This is a genomic window from Oceanobacillus locisalsi, assembly GCF_042675985.1.
Lineage (GTDB): Bacteria > Bacillota > Bacilli > Bacillales > Amphibacillaceae > Oceanobacillus > Oceanobacillus locisalsi.
Map to the genome: position 1 here is coordinate 61,396 of NZ_JBHTKK010000001.1, position 19,668 is coordinate 81,063.

Consider the following 19,668-nt stretch of genomic DNA (forward strand, 5'->3'; position numbering starts at 1 on the left):
GCTCTATAATTATTATTTTACACATTTTTGCATCTTACATTTCATTTAAGTACAAAGGAGTAATAGCGGATTAATATGTTTCTATACTTTCAGCCAGGAAATACATTTGTAGATTATTAGTTCTTACTCTCCTAGTATCGTTTTATTATGAAGTGTTTATTATAGAGCGTTAGATTAGCAGTGAAAATGCATATGTTTGTATTCTAAATATTAAAATAGACATGTTACTATCAATTTAGTTTTATGGTAAACGAAAGGTAATCTTGGATGAATATAAATAATGTACAAAGTAAAATATCTTTTTTAAAATTAAAAGAAAAAACGGAAAATATTCTTAATTAACAAGGAGAATAAAAATGGAAAATTTGGATTATTATAAGTCACTAGGTATAAATACTAAATCAAAAGGTTTTGAAAGGTACTCTAAAGCTGGTTTACTTGAACAAATTGATGAAAACTATGTAAAGGAAATACAAGACTATTGGCTCTCAAATTACGGAAAAGAAATTGATCCCTTGCTTCATATTGCTTTCCAGAACCTTACTGGTAAAAAGGAAGAAAAAATTGTTCCATCAAAGCAATTATGGAATGAATTCATTCCTTATTTTAATGATATGAATATCAGAGTCGGCTATAGTGATAAAAATATCTATGATAAGTTAATCAGTACTTCCAAAAAAGTAGGGGCAATTATTAAAAGAATAAGAGGCTACTATTATGATAGCCAAAATAACCCTCTTCAACCTGATGAAGTGATTCCTATTATAGAAAATATGAAGGAAGATTTAATAATTAAGAAAAGTAACGCTGATAACGGAATTGGTATATCGAAATTAACATATAAAGAAGGTAAGTATTACTTTCAAGACGAAGTAATCTCCTTAGATAAATTTGAAAAAGCTTTTGGATACGATTTTATGATTCAAGAAGCAATTAAACAACATGAAATAACGGCAAGACCTCATCCATCATCTGTAAATACCTTAAGAATGGTTACCTTAAGATGGAAAAACGAAATACACTTTTTATTAGCTTATGCCAAAATAGGTACTAATAATGATGTACGAGATAATTCTGGAGCAGGCGGTATACGTGTAGGTATTAAAGACAATGGTGAATTTAGAGATTTTGCTATAAATAAAAATTTAGAAGTATTAGATGAACATCCTTCAACTGGTTTTAAGTTTTCAGAAATGGGATCTCTGCCAAAATATAATCAGTATATAGATTTTGTTAAAGAACTACATAAGGATGTACTTCATCATGATTTTGTTTCCTGGGATATTATAATTACGGAAGATGAAGAACCATTATTCTTGGAAATGAATTTTAGAGGCGCAACATGGATGTATCAGTTAGTATCTCAAAAGCCCATATTTGGAGAGTTAACTGATGAAATAACACAACATGTCAGCAAAGAACGAGCTAAAAAGAAAAATCGAAATAGCAGTTCGGCATTATCAAAATTACAAAGTGAGCACAGGAAAATAAAGAGTGAAAATAACAAATTAAAAGAAGAAGTAACTCGGTTAAATAATATAGTCAATGATCTGTCTGAAACTTAATAACAGTAATAAACTCCATTAAACTTAAAAGTGACTTTCTACATTTCAAGTAGAAAGTCACTTTTTTGATAATTGTTATACGATTATTGATTTACTTTTTATCCTTCACCTTCGACCCTAACTTCCGCATAGACTCCGTAACCTTCCAGGAAGTACTATTCAAAATATGTTTAACATCTTTCTCTGCTCTATCCTTTTTCTTCCTGAGCTCCTGCAGGTCTTTATCCATTCTGCGTAAAGCATGCTGCACGGATTTGATGTCATTTGTATTATATTTCTCCGTAATTTCAAAGCCTACCGTTACAAAGCCATCGTAATCTTCTGCTTTTATACGGGTTACTTCTGAGCCTTGTGGATAGCCTTTAATGACTTCTCGAAAGTCGTCTACGGCTTTTTTATCTGTTCCGGCAACCACGACTTCAATTTCATCAAACACGACACTCTTGACATAGCCATGGAGATCGTTCGCAATTGCTTGTCTCTTAAGCCATTTGTGGAAATTGTATCGTTGCACATTTCCGTTGACAATATATTTTTGAATATACAGATCGCCGATTGGCGCCGGCGCAACTTCCACTTCCACCGCTGCTCTGTTTTCCAGAGGTTCAAGAACATTAATCAAATCAAAGGACACTCTTGAATTGGTCGTGTCCACTCTTCCTTTGGTTTCTGGAAAATAATAATCAATAATAGCTTTCGGTATATCTCTTGATTTTCCTTCAATCGGGAACAGCGCGCCGCCGATTTGTGCAGTCGGGTTTAATTCAATCACCACTGCTTCTCCTCTTACGTCACTGCGGTCATTGACAATGATATCTACACCGCCCTGCGGAAAATCGTCTATTGCTTTTAACGCTTTAATCGCAATTTGCTTATATTCTTCCGGCATGGTGTCGGTGACGTCTACTGGATCGCCGCCGGAGGATACGTTGGTTTTTTCGCGTAAGTAAATGACTTCTCCTTTTTCAGGAACGCTCTCTAGGGTATAGCCTGCTTCCTGGATAAATTCCAGAATTTCTACATCCATATGAATCAGACAGCTGTTAAGACGTGCATTTTTTCTTCGTACTGCATTTTTAATATCGATTAATTGTTCAATCGTGTGTTCTCCGTCTCCCATAATGTTGGCAGGGACACGATTGTATGCAGCGATGACTTCATCTCCTACAACATAGACGCGGTATTCTTTTCCGCTGACGTATTGTTCCAGCACGACTTCTTCATACTCTAATTCGCGCCGGACATAATGGATGGCTTTCAATAATTGTTCCTGATTTTTTATATTGGTTACAACCCCATTGCCGAGACTTGCATTACTCGGTTTTAAAACCATGGGATAACCGACAGACTCTGCGAATGCGATGATTTCTTCATTGGTTGCTTCTGCTTCAAAGCCTTTTCCTTTTGGTACAGGGACGCCTGCATTGCCGAGATAAATTTTGGTATCATCTTTCTCTGAACCGACCTCTACTGCCTCACTGGAAACCAAATCGCCTCTTGTCCGGAAGAAGTAATGTGTCTGCTTTTCTGAAGTTAATGAAAATAGACGGCCGGGCGGATTCACTCCAAAAATGATCATATTTTCAAAGTGCTCGGAATCCTTCGTATACCATTTTAGTTTGAGGCCTCTTCGCCATCCTTCTAATGCTACAGCAAACGCATCGAGACGTGTTTTTCTCGCATTTCTTACCATGTCATTATTCAGATGCGGAAGACTTATCCCTAACTGATTATCTTTCATGTTCATATCCTCCTGTTATAATCCGCTGATCCTTTACTCTTTAGCCTTTAAACTTCTTGAAAACAGAGCCAACCGCACGAATCGGCGAAGTTGCCTTCCAAGAAAGACTTTCATAATGTTTTCTCCGTCTTAATTCCGCTTTTTTCAGCGCAAGCTCGGTTTCTTCCAATTCGCGTTTGTACCATTTCAATTCTTCCAGTTGCGTTTTCAGGTCTGTTTTGATTTCAAAACCGACTTTTACCGCTTCATCTACTTCTTCTTCCAATACTTCCATAACGGTTGCCCGTTCTTCATCTTCCCAGATACCGTGCTTGAAGTCTTCTACCATTTCCGGGTCTATGCCGGCAACCACAATTTCGATATCTCCAATTTCCTTGGTCATGATATACCCATGCAGTTCGCGTTCGAAAGCCTGCTTGCGAAGACCGCGATGGTAGCCCATATCTAAAACATCACCAACAACAATATATTTCTTCATATAGACTTTCTGCTGCGGGCATGGGGTGACGGTTGTCACTGTGGCGTCCCGGTTTTGGAGCGGGTCCAATACGTCGTGAAAATCAAAGAAGGTATTGATTTGTGTCACCTTGTTTTCTTTTGTTTCCGGGAAGTAATAATCCATAATGGCTTTCGGAATATCCCGTGATTTCCCTTTGATAGGATATAATAATCCGCCCAATTGTGCGGTCGGGTTCAATTCGATCACATAAGCCTGGTTATCTGCTTCATTGACCATTAAGTCAACTGCTCCATGGGCCAGTCCTTCCATAGATTGCATCGCTCGTAAGGCTGTGTCTTTCACTTCATCCGACAGGTCGTCCAATACATCAATCGGATCGCCGCCGAGGGAGATATTGCCCTTGAAGTTTAAATAGACCAGCTCATCCTTTTCAGGAACGGATGTGAGTGTTCGCCCTTCTCTGGCAATAAAGTCTGTTAACTCATCGCTTACTGCAATCGGACAGCTCACCAGACGCGGGTTCTCTTCCCGCTCTGCATTTTTCCGTTCAATCAGCTGTTCCAACGTATGTACACCATCTCCGACCACATTTGGCGGCTCACGATGCATTGCTCCGACAACTTCATTTCCCACAACGTAAATGCGGTAATCCTTTCCGGCGATATGCTGCTCCACAATGATATCTTCTGTTGTTCCCAGTTCTTTGGTGTAATCCAAACAAGCTTCTAACTCTGCTGCGCTGGTAATGTTGACAAAGACGCCGCGGCCGAAGCTGCCGTCTTTGGGTTTTAAGACAACGGGAAAGCCTATCTCTTCTGCAAATTCCTTAATGGCTTCTTTGCTGTCGTCGCCGTTGAATATTTTTCCATTTGGCACAGCTACTCCATGCTCTTTTAAATGCTTTAAAGAGTTTCCCTTATCTTTTCCGATATAAACAGCTTCGTTGGTTACTTTATCGCCTCTGGAACGGAAAAAATAATGTGTGCGGTTCGCTGAACTTAATGAAAATAATTGTCCCGGTCTGTCTGTATACCATGTAACCATCTCGCTAAATTTTTCCGAGTTTTCCACGTGCCACCTTAGTTTTAGACCTCTGCGCCATCCTTCCAATGCAATAACGTATGCATCTAATAAACTTCCGTGTACATCAGAAATGACTTCTGATGACAAATGCGCTAGCCATTCGGCATTATTCTCACTCATGCCCTGATCCTCCTGATTTATCCATTTTCATGCTTTGTCTTTCTCTTACGCTTCTTTAAATATCTCAAATTGCTTCCCCTGAAGCAAGTCTTTATCCAATTTTGCCTGTGCTTCGATAAATAAGTTTCCTAAATACGTATCTATTTTATCATTAAATGCTTCATAATTGCCCGGTTTTGGCGTAAATTCTCCAAAAATAAGACCATCTTCCGACCTTAAGAAATCAATGCGCATAAATGGGCTGGGAATCTGACTGCTGATTTGTTCTGCCATGTCGATTTCTTCCTGGGAGACGCCTTTGCCATGGAAAGCTTTGTCATCATATTTGCCGGTTTGGATGCGTTCCCCCTGCCCGTCCCACCAGCAGTATTTTATTTCCGGCGTCCGGATGATTTCCAAAATAACGCCGACCTTGCCATAAAAACAATAAAATTTCACATCGCGTCCGGATACTTTCTGGTCTGTGTCTGTATCTTCCAGGATTAATTCCTCGATGCGCCAGGCATCCTGTGCGACTTTATTTTCCAGAAGGTCTTTTTCCATCCGGTGCTTCAGCAGCGACCAGTTGGATAGTGCTTCTCCTGTCTTTACACTTATTATATCACTAGAACCATATACAATGTAAACGCCACGTCCTCCAGCTCCATCTGCAGGCTTGATGACGATATTTTCTTTTTCCGGCAGTGTATCGATCGTATATATTTCTTCCGGACTGTGCGGTGTGCGCATGCCTAATTTTTGTATAAACCTGTAGGCAGATGGTTTATCATCCAGCGTATATTCCGGGAGCGAGCCTGCCAGCTGGTACTGCCGGACACGCATATTCATGCAGGCACGGTAGGAGGCAACCTCTGAAAGTTGTACGGGATCTTCTGTCAGTCCTGCGCGTGCCATGAATTCGGAGGCATGTTCTTTTGCTCCTTCCAGCACCTTGGTGAAAATACGCTGTTTAAAAGCGGGTTCTTCCTGCTGGAATTGACGTGCTGCCGCTTCCAGTATATAGCGGAAATGATGGTCTTCCACCTTTTTCTGCTCAATACGTTTATCTAATTCGGTAATGATCTGGCCGGTATCTTTCTTCTCTTTGATATGGCGCCAAAGTGTATCGTAATCCAATTGCTCCAATTCTTGCTGTGCTTCCAATAACTGTTCCTTCAGCAATACATTTTCTGATTGATGGTGGTTGAGCTGTTCTTCTAAATACGCAATATAATGATCTTTTTCTTTCCCGGAAGGAAGGAGTTTGCGGACAGAAGCAGTCTTTTGATACGTGTTGCTTTGCATGATTTTTTGAATTTGCTTGTCTGTTTTGGCGATACTTGCTTTCGTATGATCGAGCTGTGCTTCTTTTTCAATCAGTTCATCGATTAATGCTTCATACGATTTATCCTCTGCCATGTTCTTGCCCTCCTTCCTTCTGTTTCTTGTCGGGAACGGCACCCGGTTTGCTTGGAATTACAAAATTGTCCTGCAGCATGTTGATAAATGCCTGTTTTTCATTCGTCCAATTGGAAGCTGCTACGGGATAATAGCGGATGGTATGGCTTTGTTCTTCAATTAGCTGTTCCCTGACAGCTGTATTGGCCGGATACCATGTTGCGGCATGTCCCAGATAACGGTGCAGCCTCATCGCAGCACGGCGCATGCTGTATGCTGTATTATTTTTTGCCGGCACTTGATCGATAATGACTTTGGCTGCAGGGCTTTGCAGCTCTGGCACATAACGCTGCTTATCCTGGAAAATCAGCGGATTTTTAATGATAGTCAGTTGTGCTTCTGCCTTTTCTCCGTACACAAGCATGCGCACTTGCTCGCCGTCAAGGTGCTTTCTGACGTGTTCATGAATAAACTTGCTTTGTTTTAGGTCATATATGCCGCGTTGGATGAGGCCGACGGTAAGACCGGCTTCCTTTAAGATAGTGATTTCTTTCCATATCTCCTTGTCATCGTGACGAAAATCGGCGATATAGGCTACATCAACCTGATGCAGCGCTCCTTTCTCCAGCATCGGTTTGGGTACCGGGAAAGGACGGGCTTGCTCCAGATAAGGAAAATAGAGACTGTCTGCTTGCTGGTGCATCCGGTTATGCGCTTCTGCATATTCCTTGCGCGCTCCCATTAAAAAGCCGTTATATCCAAAGGAAGAGCTGCCCGTTAACGATCCGGAGGACTGCATCGGGAAGGAAAGCGGTCCGGTAGAAAGATCTTGTACTTTCTCCGTTCCAAAAGTGAGCGCCAGTCGTTTTTTAAATTCACTGTCTGCGGCAAAGCGCACTTTGTCCCAATAGCCGACCTTCTCTAAAACAGGACGTCTGCGAAACATAATCGAGGACATATTGGAAAAAATATATTTCCCCGGCATGCCTCTGCGGTACAAAAATAAGTCTTCTGTCAGTCTGGCATGCTCTGATGTATTGGCAATGACAGACGGATTTTGCAGCAGATGACGTGCCTGTATTTCTATTTTTCGAGGGTGAGACCAATCGTCCGCATCGTTAATGGTCACCAATTCCCCGATTGCTTGATTCAATGCGATATTTCGAGCTGCATACGGACCCGAATTGGTTTCTGTCTGCAAAAGCTGAATCCGGTCGTCCTGCTCTTTCCATGTTTGGACAACAGCGGCCGTATCGTCCGGACTGCAGTCATCCACCACGATGATTTCCAGGTTGGTCCAGGTTTGTTTGGTCAATGACCGTAATGCAACAGAAATACCCGATTCCGAACGGTACGCCGGAATGATAACCGTTATTTTCGGCTGCTCTTCCTGCTCCTCTTTTATCTGAATCGGGTCGGTGTCCAGTTGATCATAGAGATCATCGCCTGCGATTGTATCATTGATCAACAGCGGCTCCAGCTGATAAGCGCGTAAGACTTCATTGATCCAAAAGATACGGTCATCCTGATCTGAGCACAGATTAGCCAGTGCCAGTAATAAATCCGGATGCTTGTCCTGATGAAGGGCATCTTTTATCAGCTGCATGCCTTTGGAATGTTGTTCCAGTATTTTATACGCTTCGGCGAGGAGAATAATAATCCGACGGCGCACGCCGGTATCCGTTTCTTCTTCCAGCGCGGTCTCTAAATAGGCAATAGCCTGACTAGCGCTGGCCGGCGTCTGTTTATTGACGAACCAAAATCCAAGCTCCCATGCTGCTGCTTTGATCAGATATTTATTGTTGGAATGGTATAACATCTCCTGCAAATCACGAAGGGCATGTTCTTCAAAGCCCAGGTCATACAAGTAATGCTTGATTGCTTTCAGCTGGTTGCTTGCGTCTTTTTGTTTGTAGGATTTACTGTAGAGTTTTTTGATATTTCTCCGCCCCAGCGCATAAGAAGGAATGGCTTTTGCCAGGGAAACGCTGCCTTTTTTCCATCCGGCTGCCTTTTGTTTCAAGGATGCTGCATACAAAAAGGCAGACTTATAGTGTCTATAAGTCTCCTTTAATGCGGCTTCTTCTTTTCTTTTTATGTCTATCTCCTCGTCAGCGTGTGCAAGACGTGTGCGGAGTTCTGTTTTATCAATTGGTTGTTTCATTTGTAAGACAACTCTTTCCCCATGAACGGTCAGCATATACGTGTTGGATCTCCGATGCTGCAATAACCTGTTCGATGTCTTTTTGTATCTGTTCATTCGCCGGAAGCCATACACCCGTCTGGCCAAAGTAGTTTTCCACATGCTGCGCCGCGTTGTTCAAGCTTTCTGCTTCGTCAGGTACTGCTGTCAGCACAACATCCAGCGCCTCCGCAGTCAGATTCGGCAAGTACTTCTGTTGATATTGATACATGACCGGGTTGATGCATACCACTTTTTTAGCAGCAATCTTTTCTCCGTAAACAAGCATCTGCAGACGGTCTCCGTCCATTTGCTCCCGGACCGTATCTGCTATTTTTTTCGGAAGGGTAAAATCATACGCATTGATCAGGATCAGCCCGATGCGATGAGCTTGTGAATCTATACAGTAGTTAAATACGTTCCAATCGCCCTCATTCAATGCTCGGAAATCCCCGGCAATGACAAGGTCAAACTCCCGGACACCGTCTGTCTTCTCTTCTTTAACCGGCCACATCGGTTCTGGAACCGGGAACGGGCGCACGGTCATCGGATACGGATAGCGGAGATGTTCCGCCTGCTGATGGTGGTATTCCAACGATTCCACATACTCTTTGCGCACTCCCATAAAGAAGCCGTTATAGCCAAACGCTGAGCTTCCTGTTAATGAGGTCACAGCTTGGCGCGGCAGGGATAACGGACCGGATGCAACATCTACATAAGCTCGTGTGCCGAAACTTTTTAATAAGCGGCGTTTAAATTCACCATCGGCTGCAAAACGTACGCTGTCCCAGAAACCCAGTTTCTCTATAACCTGCTTCCTGCGAAACATAATCGACGACATATTCGGGAAAATGTATTTTCCAGGCGTCCCCCGGCGGTACAACTTCATATCTTCTGTCATTCGTGCATGTTCCGAGGTATTAGCAATGACGTCCGTATTGGCTGCTAAATGCTTCGCCTGTATCTCTAATTTGGAAGCATGCGACCAGTCATCAGAATCGTTCACTGTTACAAATTCACCCGATGCTGCTTCCAGGGCAATGTTTCTGGCAATATAAGGGCCGCTGTTTTGCGGTGTCTGCAACACTTTAACCCGGCTGTCTTTTTCAGCATATTCCTGCACAATCTCTAACGTATGATCCGGGCTGTGATCATCAACAATCAGCAGTTCGATGTTCTGCCATGTCTGATGAAGCATGGACTCGATGGCTACTCGAATCCCATCCCCGGCATCATAGGCGGGGATAATTACAGAGATAAGCGGTCCATCATGGGTATCATCTTGTGTTTTCAGCGTATGGAGTCCGTCATACTGGCCCGTTTCATCTGTGGCAATGTTATCCAGATTATATAGAGAGAAAGCTTTATTCATATACACAAATCGATCGGTTATCGCTGCTTCCAAGTTCGCTAAACCGAGATAAATATCGGCATGCTCTCCTGTATTTAAAGCTTCTGTTAACACATGCCATGCGTCCTCACGCTTGCCGATAGCATCAAGCAGTTCTGCTTTGATAATGGCAATCCGCCGCTGCTGATCGGGCTGAAGTTCGCCTGTTTCTGCAAGCGGCATATACTCGAGTGCAATTGCAGCGTCTTTTTCATGATATTGATTGGCATGCCAAAGTACTTTTTCCCAGGCTGCTGTTCTTTTTAAGGATGGGTCATTCGCCTCGTCGATATAGGCTTCTAAATCTTCCAGCCCTTTTTCGATAAAGCCCAAATCGTATAAATGGTACTTTATTTGCTTCAGTCGCTGTCTCTCTGCTTCTTTTTTTCCGAGCAGGACCCGTTTAATTGTATCTTTTTGCCGGGTGCTTAAGAGGTTTAAGAGCGACTTCCGCTGCTTCTCTCCTAAAACCGAGTAGATAAACCAGTCTACCGGTTCTGCCACTATTTTTTTGATAACTCCTGCCATGATGACACCACCATTTTTTTCTCTGATCCTTTATTTTTGTTGTACACGCTGTTCATTTTCTGTGTTAGCTGGTTGTGCTGTGTTTGCTTTTTTCTGCTGGGGCTTTTTCTGAACGCCCATTGCTTCGCGGTATTTGGCGACTGCTTCTTCTGCAGATCCGTCAAATTTGACTTGTCCTTGTTCCATCCAGATGCCTCTTGTACATACTTTTTCTACGAAGCCCATGCTATGGGAAACGATGATGACTGCTTTGGCGTGGTCCATCATCTCTTGGATACGTACGCTGGCTTTTTCTTGGAAAGCGAGGTCGCCTGTTGACAGAGCCTCGTCCACAATAAATACATCTGGTTTTAAAATAGCTGCAATACTAAAGCCGAGCCGTGATTTCATGCCAGATGAGTAATGCTTCACGGGCTTATCGATGGCTTTCTTTATCCCTGAGAATTCAATGATTTCATCGTACTTTTCATCTACACGCTCTCTTGGAATCCCCAGCAGCATCGCATTTAAATAAATATTATCCGTACCTGTCAATTGGGCGTTAAAGCCTGTTCCATAACCAAGCAGAGAGGATGTCTGTCCATTGACAGTCAGATTTCCCTCATCTGGTCTTAATATATTAGTAATCGTTTTGCAAAGCGTACTTTTTCCGGCGCCATTATGTCCGATAATCCCGACAACTTCGCCTTCTTTGATGTCAAAGTTGACATGTCTTAACGCCCAGTATTTTTCTTTTTTATTTTGAAGTTTGAAAAATACACCGACATCTTCCGCTTTAAGAATCGACTTGTCACTGACTGTGGTTTCTGTCTTGGTAACATTTAAACTGCGCTTTTGCCTGTTTTGACGCGCTACGGGCGGAACGGTTGCTTTATAATGCTCAATGACCGTCTTTGGCTCTCCGATTTCTTTGACGTAGCCATTATCAATCCAGATTAGCCGGTCACAGTTATTTTGCGCGTAACGCAAACTATGCGTCACAATAACCACCATTTTAGCGTTGGCAACCAGTTGCTTCAGTTTCTCGGCTGCCTTCTTTCCAAATTTCACGTCGCCCGTATTTAATGCCTCATCCAGAATAAGAATTTCCGGCTGCAGATGCGATGCGACACTGAAACCGAGTCGCGCCTTCATCCCGCTGGAATAATACTTCATCGGCTGGTCAAAGAACTGGCCAATCTCGGAGAATTCATGAATATCTTCAATATAATCATGGATTAACTGCTTTTTAATGCCAAGCATCATGCCGTTTAAATAGACATTTTCTCTTCCGGTCAGTTCTTTGTTAAAGCCCATGCCAAAGGAAAAGAGGGCTGTAACATTCCCATCCACATGCATGGCTCCTGCATCCTGTTCCAGAATACCGGTAATAATTTTGCTCAGTGTCGTTTTTCCGGCACCGTTTGACCCGATAATGCCTAAAATCTCTCCCTGGTAGCCGGTAAAAGTAATATCTTTTAACGGCCATACCCTCTCTGCCTTTTTCTTATTTTCTTTCTTTCGGAAAATGTTGATCATAGTCGATTTTAAATCATCTGCATGCCGATTATCATGAAAAGACACCGCAATATTTTCCGACTTTACAACTTCTTCCTTAGATTGTTTATCGATTATTTCATTATCATGATTGGACATAATAAAACCTCTTTTATAGCACAATAGCTTTTATTTCTGGTTAAAAAACTGCTCCTGCATTCTGTAAAACCCTCTCCCTGAAAAGAGAGAGGGAGTTGTGCATGGTGAACTAGAGTGCTTTAATAATCTTGTGTTCGTTCTTACTATAATAATAAATCATGTAGACACTGATTGCTAAGCTGGCAACGAAAATGATTCCCAGTCCCAGAAAATCCGGTGTCTGATGATACATCAAAATATCGCGATAGGATGTTACCATCACAGCTATCGGATTAATATCGACAAAGAAACTGTATTCAGGCGGCAGACGCCCGCCTTCCCAAATAATTGGTGACGCGTAGAAAAACAACCTCGTCACGTAACTGAGCAAGTTGTCGATATCCCGTACAAATACCGTGATATAGCCTAACACAAGTCCCAGCATCAGTTGGAACGTCAGCTGTATTATAATTAGAATCGGCAAATAGATAATATGCCAATCCGGAAAAACACCATATCCTATCAGAAATCCTGCAATGACAATTAATCCAAATCCAAAGTTAAATAACTGCGTCAGTGTAAAGGATATAGGAAATATGGATTTCGGCAAGTATACCTGATTAATAATCGAACTGTACCTTAAAATCGATTTAGAAGCTGAATTCATGCTGGTTGACACCCATCTCCAGACAACTAAACCGACGACCAGGAATAAACCAAAATTTTCTCCGCCGCGATCTAAGATAATGACGACTAAAAAGTAAAATACGAGTACGTTTAATAACGGATCGAGCAGCCACCAGAAGTAACCGAGGTAGCTGTTTCGGTGCTCCGCTTTGAGTCCGGACTTTACGAGGTAGAATAGTAAATCTTTTCTCCGTAAAATCTCTTGTATATAGTTTTTCATTATAATTTGACACCGCCTAATTGTTTCAATGCTTTCCATCGTGGACATATTGTGGTTGTCCTTATGGAAAGGGCTTTTTTCATCATTTATTTGTCAGGTTTCCTTATTAGAAGGTTTCCTGTGCATTGTTGGTATTATACATTAAAAATATAGGTGAGATGAATAGCTACCGCTACGAAAAAACACTACGCTAGTTAGTTTTTCACCTAATTATATTGGTAATCACAATCCCTCTAATAAAACTGCGTTAATATAACTTGACACTATCACACTGAAATACCAACTATATTTTCACCTTTTAAATATAAAATACTTCCTACTTCTTCGCATTCCATTTCAGTAAGTCCCTTAGAGAGCGGGCTATGTAATGAGAGAAGTAGTATAGGGTTTGAGGAAGGGGCTGTTGTTCCACTTCCCGAAATACATACCAGTTTCGTTTTGCTGCTTGCCATTTGTTACTGGAAATGGAGTTTCCTACCAGACGATATCTGGCCAGCACTTCTGGAAGGCCGTAAGCAAAATAACCGGCTTTTGTAATCTCCAGCCAGAAAGCATAGTCTTGTCTGGTGCGGATATTGACCATACGCCGTTCGCCAATTCTTTCACGGTCCAGCATCACCGTCAAGCACCCTATAACGCAGCGCTTCATCAGGTCTTCATACATGACAGTCGCCGGCGCTGTGCTGATTGCACCGGTATCTGTGCCATCCTCATTCATACGCACATATTGTGTGAAGGAAAAGGCGGCTCCGTTATCCTGCATAAAGGCGAGCTGTTTTTCCAATTTTTCCGGCAGCCACAAGTCATCGCTGTCCAAAAAGGCAAAATAACGCCCTTTCGCCTGATCCATTGCTGTGTTACGCGAGATGGCCGAACCTTGATTTTCTGTTAATACGGTTAAATGAATGCGATTATCTTTTTCAGCATAGCTTTTCACTATTTCTGCCGTCCGGTCTGTCGAGCAATCATCAACAATGTTCATTTCCCATTCCGAAAAGTTCTGAGCCTGTACCGATTCAATTGTTTCGGCAATAAAGCGTTCGGAATTATAGGTTGGCGTAATAACAGAGATGATTGGTTTTCTATCTTCCAAGCTGTTCACCCACTTTACCTTATCCTATTTGTTCAATAAATGCTGATAGATGTTTATCAGTTTCGTTTCTTCCGCACCCCAGTTCAATTTCTCCTGGACAGCTTTTTTACCATTTTCGCCCATTTTCTTTGCAGCCTTAGGGTGATTCCTTACATAGTCCAGTGCATCTTTGATTTCCTGATCATTATGCGGGTCAACGGTGATGCCACATTGATACTGGTCAATAAAATCCTTCCAGACAGGAAAATTGGAACAAATAATCGGAATGCCGGCATTCATATATTCAAAGAACTTGGTTAATTCTTTCTTCATATAATGCTCCGTTTCCGGAAAAATCGCAACCCCTGCCAGCCAATTATGCTCCAGATAAGCTTGTTCAATTTCTTCTTTCGGAATGTATTGGTCCACTCCTTTGATATGGATCCGGTCTGACTGGTCGCCGGCGATACGGTAAATTTCATCAGCAAATGCTGTTGAGCATTTCCCGATATAATGCATGGTAATTTGCTCATCTATTAAAGGCAATTTTGCATGCAGAAATGCGCCCCGCACATCTGTTACATTCCCTGTATAAATGAGTTTATCTTCCATTTGCCCTTCACGTTGATGCTCTAAAAAGGCTGTATTTACCATTGGATAATTTAACACACAATCACCGTCCGGATAAATATCCTTATAATACTTTTCAGCGAGGATCAATTCCATCTTTTTAGTGAAAAACTGTTCCATTTTCTTATATGCTCTCGCAACAAGTTTACGGACCGGTTTTGGTAAATACTCCTTTTGCTGCATGCTTGTGATGTAATCTTCATGAATATCATAAATCACATGATTCCGGTTATTTTTAAGCAGCCATGCGACTGGCAGCAGTTCCGGATCGTGAAAATGATAAACATCTGCACGTAATTTCTTCGCTTGTTTGTAAAGGATACAGGCGCCTTTGGTCATCCGATCCCATCTGCTTGTATAATCTTTGATGGGAATATGCTTGATGCCGCTCTCTTTGTCTACGCCTGCTTCTGTTTCTTTCGCAATTAAGTATACATCGAATCCAGCTTTTTTTAATGATTTACATTCCTTATGATAAATTCTCGGATCATGAGGATGATGTACTGTCGTTAAATGAACAACACGTTTTCCTTCATTCATTGCAGCTGTCCTCTCTATTTTGGTTATTCCTTGTTATTGATGTGTGTTCAAAAAGGCCGATAAATAGGACCAAGAAGTTCAAGGCGATGAGCTTTTTACGAACGGGCTTCCACAGGATGTGGTGACTTCTGCGTTGCCCACACGACGTGGGCGTTCTTAGTAGAAGTTCCTCTATGCTTTATAATACGTGAGTATCGGAAAAAGCTCGTCAACGCAGAAATTCGCCGTGTCATTTTTATTGGATTTTTTGAACTTCCTCTATTGATCAATCGTTTGATTAAAGAGCATCTCATATTCTTTAACAATCTTTTCTGCACGGAAAGAAGCTGCTCTTTCCCATCCTTTTTCCGTGACGCGGGTTCTTTTTTCATTATCCCAGTTTAAAACATCTTCCATTTGTGCAGCAAGTGCATCTGCATCTCCAACTGATGTCATCACACCGTATCTGCCTTCGTCCAGAACTTCAGCTGCGCCTGGCCTGGCATCTGTGGAGATAATCGGAACCCTTGTCGCAAGTGCTTCTGTCAGCACATGCCCGAACCCTTCTCTTTTGGAGGATAATACAAAAAGGTCCGCATGATGAAAGTAAACATATGGATTTTCCTGAAAGCCTGCAAAATATACAGCGTGTTCCAGATTCCATGCTTTGACTTCGTTTTTTAGATTCTCTTCCAGTTCTCCTTCACCGAGAATGATGAGATTCGCTTCAATATTCTCTCGTACTGTTGCAAAAGCACGAATCAACGTCGCCTGGTCTTTATCATCTACCAGACGCCCTGCTGTAATAATTACTTTTTCTCTCGGGTTATGAAATATAGATTGATATTCCTCGGCAATTTCACCTTGCTTCATCAAAGTTTCTATATTTTCGATATCGACGGGGTTATAGATAACCTCTACTTTTTTCGGATGTACTTTGTAGTTTTGAATGATGTTTTGCCGTACCCCTTCTGAAAGGGCGACGACTTTTTTCGAAAACCGGTAGGCTAATCCATATAATTTCAGGTTCGCATTAAACTTTCCTTCTGTTCCTAATAACGCTGCTTCCCGGACAATATTCTTTGCTTTGTGACCGGACAGCAGTCTTGCTGCAATGGCAATGAGGTTATAGTTAGGAATGGTACTGAAGACAATAGCAGGTTTTTCCTTTTTAATAAGCTTGGAAAAAGGAATAATTCCCGAACGCAATCTTCTGGTCGGCAGTTTGATAAAAGTAATTTCTTCTTTTAAGTATTTTTCATAATCCCCTTCATAATTCAAGGTGATCAAGGTCGGTTCAAACTGATCTAAATCCATGTTATTTAACAGATTCAGCATCGTTCGCGCCGCACCGCCGGACCCCAACTGATATATAAAGAAAAATATTTTTTTCTTTTCCCCCATGTATTTCATCCCTCTGCAAAGTAATTCATCGATATTTTACCCAGAAGCATTATAACATAGGGGTGCAGATAAATAAATTTTCGACAGTGAATATTTTATGAAAAAAGGCTTGATGGCAGTTGATAAGCTATTAAAAATGAAACAAAGGGATGAAGGGCTTTGTTTCATTAGTATGGAGAACTTATTGGGATTGTGGAGTTAGACCTTTGAGACTTAACTTTAGACCTTAGTTACTTTTTAATATCTTATAAAATTGGTTGGGACCATTTATAGAAGTTGCGACTTTTATTAGAAGTCTTATTCTTCTCATAACAATATTATTTTTAAGTGTTAATCTAACCGATTGTTGTTGTTCTTCATAAATAGGGTGGTCTAAAAAGTACTTCTCCATCTCTTCATAAATCCTTTTCACACCTTCTCCAAGTTCTCTAACCCATCCCATCTCTGTTTATGCTCTGGCCATTTTGGGGTTTCTAGAATACCTGACTTCTTGAATATTACTAACATTAACTATACTCGGCTATTTCCCTGAACTATTAATTTCCAATCTGTCATCGAACATAATGACTTTAATATCATCCACTCCTTAAGGCCACCTTCTTATTTGGAATTGAGTGCTTCCCATACATAAAAAATGCAGACCTCCCATCCAGCCTGCATTCTCTCCTTCCTATTCTTCTTCCTCTATTTTCGCTTTCATATACGCCATCACGCTATCTTTCAAATCATCTCTATCCAGCGCAAAATCAATGGTTGCTTGTATAAATCCAAACTTATTCCCCACGTCATACCGTCTGCCTTCAAAATTGTAAGCAACAACTTCCTGCTTCCGGTTCAGTTCTTTTAATGCATCGGTCAACTGAATTTCGTTATCCTTTCCTGGCGGGAGCGTTTGTAAGATAGAGAAGATTTCCGGCGTTAAAATATATCTACCCATAATCGCCAAGTTCGACGGCGCTTCTGCTGCTGCCGGTTTTTCCACAAAATCATGTACAAAACGCGTTCTGCCTGTCGCCGCTTCTTTATTTTTCGGATCAATGACACCGTATTTCGAGATATTTTCCCATGGAACAGTGTGGGCTCCTATCACAGTTGTATGATATTCCTCGTAAACATCAATCAGCTGTTTCAGGCACGGTTTTTCCGACACTACTATATCATCCCCGAGCAAGACAGCGAAGGGTTCATTGCCGATGAATGCACTGGCACAGCCAATGGCATGCCCGAGTCCCAGCGGTTCTTTTTGGCGGATATAGTGAATGTTCGCAAGTCCGGAGATGCTTCTGACTTCTTCCAAAGTCTCCAGATCCTGTTTTTGTTCCAGTTTTTCTTCTAATTCATAGGATTTATCAAAATGGTCCTCAATGGCACGCTTGCCTCTTCCGGAAATAATAATGACATCCTCTATTCCGGAGGCTGCCGCTTCTTCCACAATATATTGAATCGTCGGTTTATCGACAATCGGGAGCATTTCCTTTGGCTGGGCTTTTGTTGCAGGTAAAAATCTCGTTCCCAGTCCTGCAGCTGGAATAATAGCTTTTTTAACTGTCATTCCGTACACCTCCAGTGTGTTTTTGTTGATCCTTCATTATGTTCTTCTACTACCATTTACTATACATCGAAAATGAATAATTGTATAATATGAATTGAGTAAGATTTTTTACGATATAGCTTATGTAAGGTATCAACGATGATGTAACCAGCAATATGTTGCATGAATTTATATAAAAAGGCAGGCTAGACAAATGAATCTATTTCAACAAATTCAAGATAGACAAGCAAAAGTTTCTGTCATTGGTCTCGGTTATGTAGGACTGCCCCTCGCAGTGGAATTAGCCAAAAAATATGATGTGGTCGGTTTTGACCTGAATGAAGCAAAAGTAGCACAGTATCGACAAGGCAACGATGTCACAGATGAGGTCGGCGACGAAGCGTTACAAGAGACAACCTTAACATTCACAAGTGCACCCAGCGATATCAGCGAATGTACTTTTCATATCGTCGCTGTGCCTACACCGATTAACTCGGATAAAACACCGAATTTACAACCGGTGATTTCCGCAAGCGAAACAGTCGGAAGGCATCTTTCCAAAGATTCCATCGTTGTCTATGAGTCAACGGTTTACCCTGGAACGACAGAAGAAATTTGTATTCCTATTTTAGAGGAAAATTCCCAGCTGGCATTCGGCCAAGACTTTAAAGTGGGCTATTCTCCGGAACGGATTAACCCAGGCGATAAGGTCAATACCCTGGTGACGATTCAAAAAATTGTATCCGGATCAGATGAGGAAGCATTACAAGAAATATCTGCTTTATATGGTTCCATTATTCAAGCTGGTGTTTTTGAAGCGAAGTCGATTAAAGTAGCGGAAGCAGCCAAAGTGATTGAGAATTCCCAGCGCGATATTAATATTGCCTTTATGAATGAACTTTCTATGGTCTTTAATAAAATGGATATCGATACGAAAGATGTGCTGGAGGCAGCTGGTACAAAGTGGAACTTCTTGAAATTCACACCAGGTCTTGTCGGCGGACATTGCATTGGCGTGGACCCTTATTATTTCACTTATAGAGCAGAACAGCTCGGCTATCATTCGCAAATTATTTTAGCCGGAAGAAAAATTAATGATGACATGGGCAGATATATTGCCAGCAGCATCATCAAGAAAATGATTACAGCCAAAATGCGGGTTGACGGAGCACGTGTGGCCATTCTCGGGCTGACTTTCAAAGAAAATGTGGCGGATGTGCGTAATACCAAGGTCAACGATATTGTAGATGAGTTAGCTGAATATGGCGTAGATGTGCTTGTGCACGATCCAAAAGCAGAGCCGGAAGAAGTCAAAGAAGTATTTGGATTTGATTTGGTTTCTGACGAGGCGTTAACCGATTTAGACGCGGTTGTTTTAGCTGTACCACACCGTGAATACAGCGAATATCAGCCAAGTGACTATCTGTCCATGTACCGGACCAATAATAAAGTATTCGTCGATGTTAAAGGAGCTTACGGCAGAGAGGCTTTAGAAGCAGAAGGTTTCCAATACTGGAGCCTGTAAAAACATACAGTCATCAAAAA

The 19,668-nt window shown here is 41.7% G+C and carries 14 protein-coding genes; 2 read left to right on the top strand and 12 right to left on the bottom strand.

What is annotated here, in order from left to right; translation table 11 throughout:
* Window positions 1-356 precede the first annotated feature (356 nt).
* On the top strand, window positions 357-1,565 hold the full coding sequence (locus ACFQ19_RS00250) for a sugar-transfer associated ATP-grasp domain-containing protein (protein WP_379589844.1): 1,209 nt from the start codon (window positions 357-359) through the stop codon (window positions 1,563-1,565).
* 91 nt (window positions 1,566-1,656) lie between these two features.
* On the opposite strand, the gene ACFQ19_RS00255 is transcribed toward ACFQ19_RS00250, so the two are convergent.
* From ACFQ19_RS00255 to galU, 12 genes are all read right to left on the bottom strand, one after another.
* The gene (locus ACFQ19_RS00255) at window positions 1,657-3,306 is read right to left on the bottom strand and encodes an acylphosphatase (protein ID WP_379589845.1); all 1,650 of its coding nucleotides are present in this window, start codon (window positions 3,304-3,306) and stop codon (window positions 1,657-1,659) included.
* Window positions 3,307-3,346: 40 nt separating this feature from the next.
* Window positions 3,347-4,969: an acylphosphatase gene (locus tag ACFQ19_RS00260; protein ID WP_379589846.1), complete on the bottom strand. Its 1,623-nt coding sequence runs from the start codon at window positions 4,967-4,969 to the stop codon at window positions 3,347-3,349.
* Window positions 4,970-5,014: 45 nt separating this feature from the next.
* Complete coding sequence (locus ACFQ19_RS00265) at window positions 5,015-6,367, bottom strand: ATP-grasp fold amidoligase family protein (protein WP_379589848.1); 1,353 nt, start codon at window positions 6,365-6,367, stop codon at window positions 5,015-5,017.
* Window positions 6,354-8,510 (bottom strand): glycosyltransferase family 2 protein, encoded by a 2,157-nt coding sequence (locus ACFQ19_RS00270; RefSeq protein WP_379589849.1) that lies wholly within the window; start codon window positions 8,508-8,510, stop codon window positions 6,354-6,356. Before ACFQ19_RS00270 ends, ACFQ19_RS00265 begins: the two co-directional genes overlap by 14 nt.
* Window positions 8,494-10,446, bottom strand: a complete 1,953-nt coding sequence (locus tag ACFQ19_RS00275; protein ID WP_379589851.1) for a glycosyltransferase family 2 protein — start codon at window positions 10,444-10,446, stop codon at window positions 8,494-8,496. Before ACFQ19_RS00275 ends, ACFQ19_RS00270 begins: the two co-directional genes overlap by 17 nt.
* Before the next feature lie 30 nt (window positions 10,447-10,476).
* A complete protein-coding gene (locus ACFQ19_RS00280) occupies window positions 10,477-12,081 on the bottom strand; it encodes an ABC transporter ATP-binding protein (protein WP_379589852.1) in 1,605 nt (534 codons plus the stop codon).
* A 109-nt stretch (window positions 12,082-12,190) separates the two neighbouring features.
* Window positions 12,191-12,967: an ABC transporter permease gene (locus tag ACFQ19_RS00285; RefSeq protein ID WP_379589853.1), complete on the bottom strand. Its 777-nt coding sequence runs from the start codon at window positions 12,965-12,967 to the stop codon at window positions 12,191-12,193.
* Window positions 12,968-13,283: 316 nt separating this feature from the next.
* Complete coding sequence (locus tag ACFQ19_RS00290; RefSeq protein ID WP_379589855.1) at window positions 13,284-14,060, bottom strand: glycosyltransferase family 2 protein; 777 nt, start codon at window positions 14,058-14,060, stop codon at window positions 13,284-13,286.
* Window positions 14,061-14,084: 24 nt separating this feature from the next.
* Window positions 14,085-15,209: a glycosyltransferase gene (locus tag ACFQ19_RS00295; protein WP_379589856.1), complete on the bottom strand. Its 1,125-nt coding sequence runs from the start codon at window positions 15,207-15,209 to the stop codon at window positions 14,085-14,087.
* 258 nt (window positions 15,210-15,467) lie between these two features.
* On the bottom strand, window positions 15,468-16,592 hold the full coding sequence (locus ACFQ19_RS00300) for a glycosyltransferase (RefSeq protein ID WP_379589857.1): 1,125 nt from the start codon (window positions 16,590-16,592) through the stop codon (window positions 15,468-15,470).
* A 226-nt stretch (window positions 16,593-16,818) separates the two neighbouring features.
* A complete protein-coding gene (locus tag ACFQ19_RS00305; protein ID WP_379589858.1) occupies window positions 16,819-17,034 on the bottom strand; it encodes a hypothetical protein in 216 nt (71 codons plus the stop codon).
* Between the two features lie 228 nt (window positions 17,035-17,262).
* Window positions 17,263-18,144 carry a UTP--glucose-1-phosphate uridylyltransferase GalU gene (gene galU, locus ACFQ19_RS00310; protein WP_379589859.1) on the bottom strand — a complete coding sequence of 294 codons (882 nt, stop codon included), beginning with the start codon at window positions 18,142-18,144 and terminating at the stop codon, window positions 17,263-17,265.
* 193 nt (window positions 18,145-18,337) lie between these two features.
* On the opposite strand from galU, the gene ACFQ19_RS00315 reads away from it, so the two are divergent.
* Window positions 18,338-19,648 carry a nucleotide sugar dehydrogenase gene (locus ACFQ19_RS00315; RefSeq protein WP_379589860.1) on the top strand — a complete coding sequence of 437 codons (1,311 nt, stop codon included), beginning with the start codon at window positions 18,338-18,340 and terminating at the stop codon, window positions 19,646-19,648.
* Window positions 19,649-19,668: the final 20 nt, after the last annotated feature.

Coding starts and splice junctions, on each gene's coding strand:
- ACFQ19_RS00270 (WP_379589849.1), bottom strand. CDS start 8,510: ATGAAACAACCAATTGATAAAACAGAACTCCGCACACGTCTTGCACAC.
- ACFQ19_RS00295 (WP_379589856.1), bottom strand. CDS start 15,209: ATGAATGAAGGAAAACGTGTTGTTCATTTAACGACAGTACATCATCCT.
- ACFQ19_RS00285 (WP_379589853.1), bottom strand. CDS start 12,967: ATGAAAAACTATATACAAGAGATTTTACGGAGAAAAGATTTACTATTC.
- ACFQ19_RS00255 (WP_379589845.1), bottom strand. CDS start 3,306: ATGAAAGATAATCAGTTAGGGATAAGTCTTCCGCATCTGAATAATGAC.
- ACFQ19_RS00300 (WP_379589857.1), bottom strand. CDS start 16,592: ATGGGGGAAAAGAAAAAAATATTTTTCTTTATATATCAGTTGGGGTCC.
- ACFQ19_RS00250 (WP_379589844.1), top strand. CDS start 357: ATGGAAAATTTGGATTATTATAAGTCACTAGGTATAAATACTAAATCA.
- ACFQ19_RS00280 (WP_379589852.1), bottom strand. CDS start 12,081: ATGTCCAATCATGATAATGAAATAATCGATAAACAATCTAAGGAAGAA.
- galU (WP_379589859.1), bottom strand. CDS start 18,144: ATGACAGTTAAAAAAGCTATTATTCCAGCTGCAGGACTGGGAACGAGA.
- ACFQ19_RS00315 (WP_379589860.1), top strand. CDS start 18,338: ATGAATCTATTTCAACAAATTCAAGATAGACAAGCAAAAGTTTCTGTC.
- ACFQ19_RS00265 (WP_379589848.1), bottom strand. CDS start 6,367: ATGGCAGAGGATAAATCGTATGAAGCATTAATCGATGAACTGATTGAA.
- ACFQ19_RS00260 (WP_379589846.1), bottom strand. CDS start 4,969: ATGAGTGAGAATAATGCCGAATGGCTAGCGCATTTGTCATCAGAAGTC.
- ACFQ19_RS00305 (WP_379589858.1), bottom strand. CDS start 17,034: ATGGGATGGGTTAGAGAACTTGGAGAAGGTGTGAAAAGGATTTATGAA.
- ACFQ19_RS00275 (WP_379589851.1), bottom strand. CDS start 10,446: ATGGCAGGAGTTATCAAAAAAATAGTGGCAGAACCGGTAGACTGGTTT.